Raw genomic sequence first — 10298 nt, forward strand, 5'->3', positions numbered from 1 at the left:
TCGGGTTCCTCATTCACCGTCGGGCGGTTCGATGGACAGCGCGTGCCGGAAGACGTTCCGCGGGTCGTAGGCCGCCTTGGCGCGCTGGAGGCGGGGGTAGTTGTCCTTGTAGTAGAAGGTCGACCACGGCACCCCCGACGTGTTCTGCGTGGGGTCGGCCATGTCGGCGTCGACGTAGTTGATGTAGCAGCCGTCCCAGGTTCCGTCCGGTACGGGGACTCCCCCGGTCTTGGCGTAGACCTCGCGGTACATGCCGCGCACCCACGCGATGTGGGTGTCGTCGGTGGCCGGGTCGACCCACCAGGCCTGGTACTGCATCTTGACGACCGAGTCGCGCTGCGGGATCGCGGTGGCGTCGGAGGCGACCGAGCTGATCTCGCCGCCGTAGGGGAAGAGGATCAGGGAGGCGCCCGGGTTGCTGTAGTCGGAGGCCGTCAGATAGCGGTGGATGACGGAGGCCTGGTCGGTGGTGAAGTTGCCCTTGAGGTAGGCGGACCGGGCCTTCACGCGGACGGCGGGGGCCGCGTAGTTGGACGTCGAGATGAAGCGGGTGGCCTGGCCCCAGGTGACCTTGGAGGGGGCGACGACCAGGCTGTCCCGTACGGCCTGGGCGGTGCCGTCGCCGATCGCGGTCAGGTGGTCGGCGAGGATCTGCGCCGCGTTGGGGGCGGTGGCGTCGACCTGGGTGATGAGGGTGAGGACGCCGGTGGCGACGTGGTTCAGGCCGAACAGGCTGGACAGCGCGTTCTCGGGGGCTCCGGGTGCGCTGTGGGCCTGCTGCCAGGCGACGAAGTTCCGCAGCAGTCTGCCGAAGTCGGCCTCGTCGACCGCGGTCCAGGGAATGGCGACGATGTTGAGCAGCACGTGGGACGGCGGGGCGGGCAGCAGGGTCTCCGGGTCGGTGCCGGTGGCGTCCGGGCTGCGGAACCAGTAGCGGGTCACCACACCGAAGTTGCCGCCGCCTCCGCCGGTGTGCGCCCACCACAGGTCGTGGTGCGGGTCGGCCGGGTCGGCGGTCGCGATGACGGCCTTGGCCTTGCCTGCCGCGTCGACGACCACGACCTCGACGGCGAGGAGATGGTCGACGACGAGGCCGAACTGCCGTGACAGCAGCCCGTATCCGCCGCCGCAGGCGTGTCCGCCCATGCCGACGGAGTAGCACAGGCCGCCGGGGAGGGTGACGCCCCAGTCGCGGTAGAGGGTGTCGTAGACGTTGAGGAGGATCGCGCCGGGTTCGATGCAGAAGGCGCGCATCGTCGCGTCGTAGGAGACCTTGTCGAGGGTCGAGAGGTCGAGGACGATGTCGATCTCGGGGTTGTAGACGAAGTCCTCGAAGCAGCCGCCGCCGCTGCGCACCGAGAGGCGTTTCCCGCCGGTGACGGCCTCCTGCACGGCGGCGACGGCCTCCGCGGTGCTGCGGATGACCCGGATCTTCTCGGGGTGGCCGACCCAGCGTTTGTTGTAGCCGGTGGTCATGTCGTCGTAGCGGCCGTCCTGCGGGGTGACCACGATGGGGGCACTCGCCGTGTCCTCGGCCGTGGGCGTGGCGGCCTGCGCGGTGCCGCCCGCTCCGGTCGCCGCCGTCGTTCCTGTCACGGTAACCCCCGCGATCGCGTATTCGAGCAGTCTTCTGCGGCCCAGCTCTGGCATCCGGCGTCCCTCTTCCGAAGTGGTGGCGGTCAGCGGCGCGGGCCGGCCACGGCGGGCATGCTGGTGATGGCGCTGACGAAGTTGCTGGTCACCCGGACCGGCTCGCCGATCTCGAAGTTCGGTACGCGGCGCAGGAGTTCGTCGAGGAGCATGCGGAGTTCCATGCGGGCCAGGACGTTGCCGAGGCAGTGGTGGGGGCCGCCGCCGCCGAAGCTGATGTGCCGGTTGGGGGTGCGGGCGAGGTCGAGGGTGTTGGGGTTGGTGAAGACGCGTTCGTCGCGGTTGCCCGACGGGTAGAACAGGGCGACCTTGTCACCCTCCCTGATCTTCTGCCCGTTGAGTTCGGTGTCGCGGCTCGCGGTTCGGCGCAGGGTGAGGACGGGGGTCGCCCAACGCAGCAGTTCCTCCACGCCCTTGCCGGAGAGGTTGTCGAAGTCGGCCGCCAGCAGGGCGCGTTGGGCGGGGAAGTCGGAGAGCGCCTTGCCCGCGTGGCTGATGGTCTGCCGGGGGGTGTCGAAGCCGGCGCCGATGAGCAGCAGGAAGAAGGCGCTGATCTCGGCGTCGGTCAGGCCCTCGCCGTCGACCCTGGCCTGCACGAGGTCGGTCATCACGTCGTCCTGCGGGTCGGCCCGGCGGGCCTGCGCCATCTCGACGGCCGTGCCCGAGACCAGTCCGACGACCTCGTTGACCAACTCGGCGCGGTCCTTGCCGAGTTTCTCCGCCTCGTCGCGACTGGAGAGCATGATGCTGATCGCCTCGGTGAAGCGGTCGATCTCGGCCGCTTCCAGACCGAGCATGTACGTCATCGTCCAACGGGCCATCGGCATCGACACCTTGGCCACGAAGTCGCACTCGCCGGCGGTGGCGAAGTCCTCGACGATACGGCGCACCTCCTCGGCCATCGACGCGCGCATCTGCTCCATGCGGGCCGGGCTGAACGCGGAGGAGACCAGGCTGCGCAGTTTCAGATGGCGCGGGGCGTCCAGGGCGACGATGGACTGGGTGGCCTGGAGGATGTCGTCGGGAAGCTCCTCGAACTGCACGCCCTTGCTGGAGATGTACAGATCGGGCCGGCTGCTGACGGCCACGATGTCGGCGTGCCGGACCACCGCCCAGAAGCCGTCGTCGGGCGGGGTCGGGAGCAGGCTGCCCTCGGGGGCCTTGTGCCAGGAGACCGGGCGGGCGTCACGCAGGGTCCGGAAAGTGTCGTCCCAGACCGACGGGGGCTGCGACCAGAACTGGATGGACGATATGTCGGCGGTGTCGAACTGCCGGGACGCGGCGGTCACCAAGGTCTCCTCCTGCTGACGGAAGCGGCACGCGTGGGACCACGACGTGCGGACATCGCCGCCGAGCATGCGGCAGCGCCCCTGCCGGGGCCTTGTCGGTTCCCTTGCCGCATGCTTGCGGGGGGCTGCCGCCGGGGACGCCGGCTTCCTCGCGGCGCTCAGCTCCCCGGGATCCCCGCCACCCCGTCAGGCCGGATGCGGCGGCACCGGAGCAGGTCCGCACGCGCCCTGCGGGTCGCCGGCCGTCGAGTGGCGGCGGGGCGTGCGCCGGGACCGTTCGCGGACCGGTTCGTACTCGCCGTGCGGCGCGGCGGGACGCCGTGCCAGTGCCCGGACCACGCTCTCGCGCAGCCGTGCGCGGTCGGAGCCGCTCAGTTCGCCGAGGAGGACCTCCTGGACGAGTTCGTCGCGGAAGGAGAGGAGGAAGGGGGGCCGGGCCGCGCGGCGGAGCAGGCCGTGGCGGGTCGCGGTCTCGACGGCCGCCTCCACGTCCGTACTGCTGCCGCCCAACACCTCCCGCACCAGGGCGAGTTCGAACGCTCCGCCCAGTGCGGAGCAACAGCGCAGGACGTCCAGGACGGGGCCCGGCAGCGCCGCGAGCCGGCGGCCGAGGGCCTGCCGGACGCCGACCGGGATGTCGGCGAGGACGTTCTCCACCACCGCGCGGTCGCCCAGCAGGCCGGGGTCGCCGACTCCGGCGATGAACTGGTGCAGGACGTAGGGGTTGCCGCGGCTGCGTTCGTGCAGCAGCCGTACGACGTCGTCGGGCACCTGGACCGCGGTCTGCGCGGACACCAGGTCCCTGGTCTCGCGCCGGGACAGCCCGGCGAGCCGCACGCTGCGGGTCCGCGAGTCGCCCAGCGCCTCCGCGACCGCGCCCGCGCCCATGGGGCCGGCGGCGGCCCGGGTGTCGTCGGCGGTGACGACGACGCTCAGCGGTTCGCAGTGCAGCCGGGTGCGCAGCAGCGCGAGGAGTTCCAGGGAGGACTCGTCGGCCTGGTCGAGATCTTCGAGTACGACGACGAGGGGGTCCTCGGCGGCCAGCGAGAGCAACGTCTCGCACATGGCGTCCTGGGTGAGGAAGCGGACGCGTGCCGAAGGGTCCTCGCCGCCCAGGCTCCGCCGCCCGGACTCGGGGTCCAGCATCAGCGGCGCGAGCAGGTTCCCGAACCGCGCCTCGGCCCTGCGGAACACCTCGGGGCGGGAGACCGCGAGCTGCCGGAAGACCTGCGCCCACACCCAGTACGCGGGCACGCCCTCGCCGGAGGTGCACCGCCCCCAGACGACTTCCTGAAGCAACTCGTGCAGCCGGCCCGCGAGTTCCTCGACCAGCTCGGTCTTGCCGACGCCCGTCTCGCCGAGCACGGCGGTGAGGTGGCTGCCGCCGTCGAGCGCGTCGAGGACGTGGTCCCCGAGCACGGAGAGTTCGCGGTCCCGGCCGACGAGGACGCCCCCGGTGCGGGCACCCGTGGGGAGCCGGGGCGCCGGCGCACGGGTCGTGCCGCGGCTCCGCTCGGCGGGCCGCGGCGGGTGGGAGAGCGGTTCGGGAACATCCGTCGGAGCGTCGTCCGGGCCGGGCGTGGCGGCGGACGGCGGGGCGGCCTCGGGTCCCGGACCGGAGCAGTCGGCGCCCGGGTCGGTCAGGACGCAGGAGCCCCCCGAAGCCGGTGGCTCGGTCAGCAGGACGCGTTGGTGGAGTATGTCGGCGTGGACGCCCTGGAGTTCGGCCCCCGGGTCGACCCCGAGTTCGTCGGCGAGATGGCGGCGGGTCTGCTCGTAGAGCCGTAACGACTCGGCCTGCCGGCCCAGCAGGTAGAGGCCGCTCATCAAGTGTCCGACGCACCGCTCGCGGGTCGGATTGCGCTGCACCTCCGGGTAGAGCGCGGTCACCACGGAGTCGGCCTCGCCGATGGCGAGGCAGGCACCCGCCCTGGTCTCCACGGCGGTCAGCCGGAGTTGCTCCAGCCGTTCGTTCTCGTCGGCGATGGGGCCGTACGAGGTGAGTTCGAGATACGGGTCGCCGCGCCACAGGGAGAGCGCCCGGGAGAGTTCGTCGCGGGCGCTGTGGAATCGCCGTTCGGCGAGCTCCTTCCGGCCACGGTCGACCAGGGTCTCGAACCGGTGGACGTCGACGAGTTCGGGGTCGATCTCCAGGACGTAGCCGGGCGAGCTGTGGCGTACCCGGGCCTGGGCACCGCCCTGTTCGCCGCCGGACGCCAGCGCGCGGCGCAGATGCGACACGTACGTCTGGAGGGTGGCGATGGGGCGGCGGGGCGGCCGTCCGGACCACAGTTCGTCGACGAGCTGTCCGGCGGGGACAACGTTGCCAAGCCTCACCAGCAACAGGCCCAGCAGGGCGCGGTGCCGCAGCGGTCCGAGCGGCAGGGAGCGCCCGGCGTGCAATGCGGTGAGCGATCCGAATACCCGCAACTCCCATGCGGGGGCGCCCGTTTCGACCGTTCCGTCGACTCGTGGCCGACTGTCCGGAGTTGTCTTCCTGTCGATCGTCCGCTTCAGCGTCACACCCTTGAACAAATCCGACATGCGCTTCCTTTGGTCACAGGGAGATGCGGTCGAGGAGAGCGGTTCCACTACACGGCGCGACGCTGCGCAAACAGAACGGAGTTCTGGGGCGACACACAGGAACGGATCTTGAAAGATGGCTTTTCGGCCAACATTCGATGGATCGACTTGCCCGATCGACTACCCGTTCTTTCCTGGCGGTTTACAAACATCGGACCCAACTAAGCAACCTCTTTCCCTATTCCCGGCACGAGGGTCCGACCACGGGCCGACTCCTCGAATCCGTCCTGCGGCGCGATCGTAGAACACATGTTGTGCCGAAAATGTGACGCGCTCCAAGTGCGGGTGCATTCAGCCACCACGCGTCTTGTCACAACCCTCACGCTTCCCCCGCCCGCTTCCGCCCCGGGCCCTGAGCGAAAAGGGCAACCGAACCATACTCGCGTTCGAAATCGACTAATCTCGGAATCGTGTGGTTGACCGTAATGGGGCCCGTGCGGGCGTGGCAGGACGACACGGAACTCGAGCTGGGTCCCGCCAAGCGGCAGGCCCTGCTGGCCCTGTTGCTGGTGAGATCGGGGCAGCCGACGAGCCTGAGCACGATCATCGATGTCCTGTGGGGGCAGACCCCGCCGAGCAGCGCCGCCAACGTCGTCTACCGTCACGCGGCCGCCGTCCGCAGACTCCTGGAGACACCGTCGGTGGCCGGCCCGAGCGAGGACGATACGCCCGCCACCCGGCTGGTGCGGGTCTCGGGCGGGTACCGGCTGGACGCCTCCCCCGCCACTCTGGATCTGCTGCGTTTCCGCCAACTCCGCGGCGCCGCCGAGAACATGGGCGGCACCGGCGCGCTCCGCGACACCGTCCGGCTCCTCACCCGCGCGTTACGCCTCTCCCGGGGGCCGACCGCGTCCGGGATCCTGCCGCACATCGCACAGCACCCGTACTTCGTGGCCGTCGACCGCGAGTACCTGACGGCCGTGAAGGAAGCCGCGGTCATCGCCACCGCCGTCGGCGAACCGGGGTCCGTCCTCGACATACTCCAGCCGGCCGCCGCCCAGCATCCGCTGGACGAGATACTCCAGGCCCAGCTGGTCCGGACCCTGGCCGCGACCGGCCGCCAGGCCGAGGCACTCCAGGCCTACCACGCGGTCCGCGCCCGTCTCGACGAGCAGCTGGGCATCGCCCCCGGGCCCGAACTCCGGTCCGTCCACCGGGACATCATGCGCCGCGACGCGCACACGGCCCGCCTGCCGTCACCCGCCGAGCCTGCCGAACCCGCCCGGACACGACCTCAGGAGCCACGCCGGTCTCTTTTACGGCCCTCCCAACTCCCGCCCGATGTGCCGGATTTCGCGGGACGGGAGGCCGAACTCGCGCGCCTGGACGGACTGTTACCGATCGACGCACCGGTCCCGGACGACGCCGGTCACCTCCGGCCGGAGCCCGGCCGCACCCACGCCACCGGCGATGACCACCACCACGCCTCGCCCCGGCCTCCCGTGGCGATCATCGGCAAGCCGGGCGCGGGCAAGACCGCGCTCGCCGTGCACTGGGCCCACCGCGTCGCCCCCCGCTTCCCCGACGGGCAGCTCCACCTCGACCTGCGCGGCCTCGCCCCCGACCGCGTACAGGTCACTCCGGGCGAGGCCCAGCGCACGTTCCTGGCCGCGCTCGGGACACCGGCCGAGGAGATCCCGGACGACCAGGGCGCCCGGACCGATCTGTACCGCGGCACGATCGCCGGCCTGCGGCTGCTCATCGTGCTGGACGACGTGGCCGACGCCGACCAGATACGGCCGCTGCTGCCCGGCGCCCCCGGTCCCCTGGTCCTGGTCACCAGTCGCGACCGGCTCGACGGACTCGTGACCCTCGAAGGCGCCCGCCCGGTGGAACTGGCCGATATGAGCCCGGCCGAAGCCCGCGAGGCACTCGTCCGCCGCCTCGACAGCCGTAGGACAGGGAGGCCACAGGACGCGGGCGACCGGGTCGACTCGATCGACGACATCGCCGCCGCGTGCGCCCGGCCGCCGCTGGCGTCGGTCGTCGCCGGTGCCCCGAGCCCGCTGCGGACGGACGGTGACATCCCCTGTGTCGCCAGCGAGTTCAGGGCGCGGACCGTCACCCTCGACGCGTTCAGCGAGAGCGGCCACGCCGACATCCGCAGTGTCTTCGCCTGGTCGTACCAGCAGTTGGCGCCGGACACGGCCCGGATGTTCCGGCTGCTGGCGCTGCACCCCGGATTCGGCATCGCAGCCACCACCGCCGCCAGTCTGGCCGGCGCCCCGCTCGAACTGGCCCGGGAGCTCCTCGCCGAACTGGCCCGCGCGCAGCTGCTCACCGAGGAGGCGCCGGACCTGTACGTCCTGCACGACCTGCTCGCCGCCTACGCACGGGAGTTGCTGCGCGACACCGACCGGGACGGCCAGCGCGGTCTGTCGATACGGCGGATGCTCGACCACTACGTGCACACCGCCCGCGCCGCCGCGACCCGACTCGCTCCACGGCGGACGGAACAGTGGCCGCTGCCGCGCATCCAGCCGCGTACGACACCGGAGCCGATCCCCGACCCCGAGCGGGCCACCGACTGGCTGGACCGGCTGCTGCTGCCCGTGCTGATCCCGGTCGCCGGGGAGGCCGCGACCCGTGGACTGCACGCCCACGTCTGCCAGTTGGGGCTGACGCTCGAAGTCCAGCTGGACCGGCGCGCCCGCTGGGACGAACAGCTGGCCCTGCAGAAGATCTGCCTGCTGAGCGCCGAGGCACAGGGCGACCTGTGGGCCGCCGCACACGCCCACCGCGCACTGGGGTTCGCGCAGGGCCGGCTCGGGCGGCCGGTGGAGGCGCGCACCCATCTCTTCCGCGCCCTCAGCCTGTTCACGGAGGCCGACGACCCCCGCGGCCAGGGTGCCACCCACCGCGTGCTCGCCTTCCAGGCCAACACCGCCGTACGACACGACCGGGCCCTGGACCACTACGGCCAGGCGCTCGCCCTGTACCGCGGCGCGGGCGACACCCCGGGCGAGAGCAGTGCCCTCAACGGCATCGGCCGGACACTGGTCCTCAAGGGCGATCACCACGCCGCCCTCGACCACTGCGCCCGCGCCGTCGAACTCTCCGGCGCAGCGGGCGACTTGAACGGTCAGGCCGCCGCCCATGACGGCCTCGGCCACGCCCACCACCACCTCGGCGAGTACGACCGGGCCCTGAGCCACTACCGGCGGGCGCTCGGCCTGTACCGGGAGTTGAGCGACCGCAGTCTGGAGGCCGACGTCCTCGTCCACGTCGGCCAGACCCAACACGCCCAGGGCTACGACGACTTGGCGGCCGAGTCCTGGGAGCGCGCGCTGTCCCTCCTGGACGCGCTGCGCCACCCCGAGGCGGGCGCGCTGCGCCGCAGGCTGGCCGGACTGCGGGCGGCGGCGCCGCGGCAGGCGTCCGGCTGACGCAAGTCGACCGCAAGGTCTCCCGCCAGTGGACCGCAAGCCGTCGCGCGAGCCCGTGGCAAGGGGCTGGGCCCATGCTCCCCGGAGCAGCGAACCCAGTGGCCAGGAGGGCGCAGTCGTGCAGGAGACACAGGTGACCGAGGAACTGGACCTCAACTTCGTCCAGACGCCCCACGAGGTGCTGAAGCGGCTCCGCGAGGCCGGACCCGCGGTGAAGGTGATGCTGCCGAACGGCTCACTGGTCTGGATCGTGACCCGCTACGAAGAGGTCAGGCAGGCGCTGAGCGAGACCAAGCTGAGCAAGTCCTTCAAGGGACTCAACGAACTGATGGCCCGTCACACCAAGGAGGGCATGGCCCCCAAGCAGTACGACGAGGCCCTCGTCGGCCACATGCTCGCCAGCGACCCGCCGGACCACACCCGGATGCGCAGGCTGGTGAACAAGGCCTTCACCCCGCGCCGCGTCGAGGGCATGCGCACCATGCTGGAGGAGCTGACGTCGAGCCTGCTCGACGAGATGGAGAAGCACGACGAGATCGACCTCCTGGAGGCGCTCGCCTTCCCCGTCCCGATGGAACTCCTCTGCACCCTCCTCGGCGTACCGGAGGCCGAACGGCTCGCCTTCGGCCGCTACGCCAGCGTCGTGCTCGCCGACCTCGCCCCGGAAGGGTACGAGGAGGCCACTTCGGCGATGCGCGAGTACCTGGTGAAACTGATCCAGGTCAAGCGTGACAACCCGGGCGACGACCTGCTGAGCGCGCTCATCGCGGCCCGCGACGAGGACGACAAGCTGAGCGAGGGCGAACTGCTCGCCACCATCTACCTGATGTTCTCCGCCGGCACCGAGACCGCCGTCAACCTCATCGGCAACGGTGTCCTCGCCCTGCTCACCCACCCCGAGCAGCTCGCCGCCCTGCGCGCCGACCGTGCCCTGCTGCCGCAGGCCGTCGAGGAGTTCCTGCGCTTCGACGGGCCGGTCAACCTCGCCACGTTCCGGTTCACCGTGGAGCCGGTGACGCTCGGGGACGTGACCATCCCGGTCGGCGAGGTGGTGATGGTGTCGCTGATGGCGGCGAACCGCGACCCGGACCGGTTCGACAACCCCGAACTCCTCGACATCACCCGGCCGATCGGCGGCCAGATGACCTTCGGCCACGGCATCCACTACTGCATGGGCGCCCCGCTGGCCCGCCTGGAGGCCGAGATCGCCCTCGGCCAACTCCTCGACCGCTTCCCCGAGCTGACCCTCGCGGTCGACCCCGCCGAGCTCAAGTGGCGGCTGAGCACCGTCACCCACGGCCTGGACCGGCTGCCGGTACGGCCGCACGGCGCCGCCTGACCGCACCGAGACCCGCACACGCCAGGGCGGTGCGGTGGCCGGCGTACGCAA

General features: G+C 71.4%; 5 protein-coding genes. 2 read left to right on the forward strand and 3 right to left on the reverse strand.

The annotated features are described in order from the left end of the window. Positions 1–9: 9 nt before the first annotated feature. From ACIPTO_RS21840 to ACIPTO_RS21850, 3 genes are all read right to left on the reverse strand, one after another. Positions 10–1596, reverse strand: coding sequence for a BBE domain-containing protein (locus ACIPTO_RS21840; RefSeq protein ID WP_401194674.1), 1587 nt, complete (start codon positions 1594–1596; stop codon positions 10–12). 83 nt (positions 1597–1679) lie between these two features. Beyond that, the gene (locus tag ACIPTO_RS21845; protein WP_401194676.1) at positions 1680–2939 is read right to left on the reverse strand and encodes a cytochrome P450; all 1260 of its coding nucleotides are present in this window, start codon (positions 2937–2939) and stop codon (positions 1680–1682) included. Positions 2940–3125: 186 nt separating this feature from the next. Continuing rightward, positions 3126–5483 carry a BTAD domain-containing putative transcriptional regulator gene (locus tag ACIPTO_RS21850; protein ID WP_401194679.1) on the reverse strand — a complete coding sequence of 786 codons (2358 nt, stop codon included), beginning with the start codon at positions 5481–5483 and terminating at the stop codon, positions 3126–3128. 449 nt (positions 5484–5932) lie between these two features. Here ACIPTO_RS21850 and ACIPTO_RS21855 point away from each other — a divergent pair, with 449 nt between their 5' ends. Together ACIPTO_RS21855 and ACIPTO_RS21860 are read left to right on the forward strand one after the other, a co-directional pair. Further along, the gene (locus tag ACIPTO_RS21855; protein ID WP_401194682.1) at positions 5933–8908 is read left to right on the forward strand and encodes an AfsR/SARP family transcriptional regulator; all 2976 of its coding nucleotides are present in this window, start codon (positions 5933–5935) and stop codon (positions 8906–8908) included. 118 nt (positions 8909–9026) lie between these two features. Continuing rightward, entirely contained in the window at positions 9027–10247 is a 1221-nt protein-coding gene (locus tag ACIPTO_RS21860) for a cytochrome P450 (RefSeq protein WP_401194685.1), read from the forward strand. Positions 10248–10298 lie beyond the last annotated feature (51 nt).

The organism is Streptomyces sp. NPDC090083 (genome assembly GCF_044747445.1).
In the GTDB taxonomy this organism is placed as follows: Bacteria; Actinomycetota; Actinomycetes; order Streptomycetales; family Streptomycetaceae; genus Streptomyces.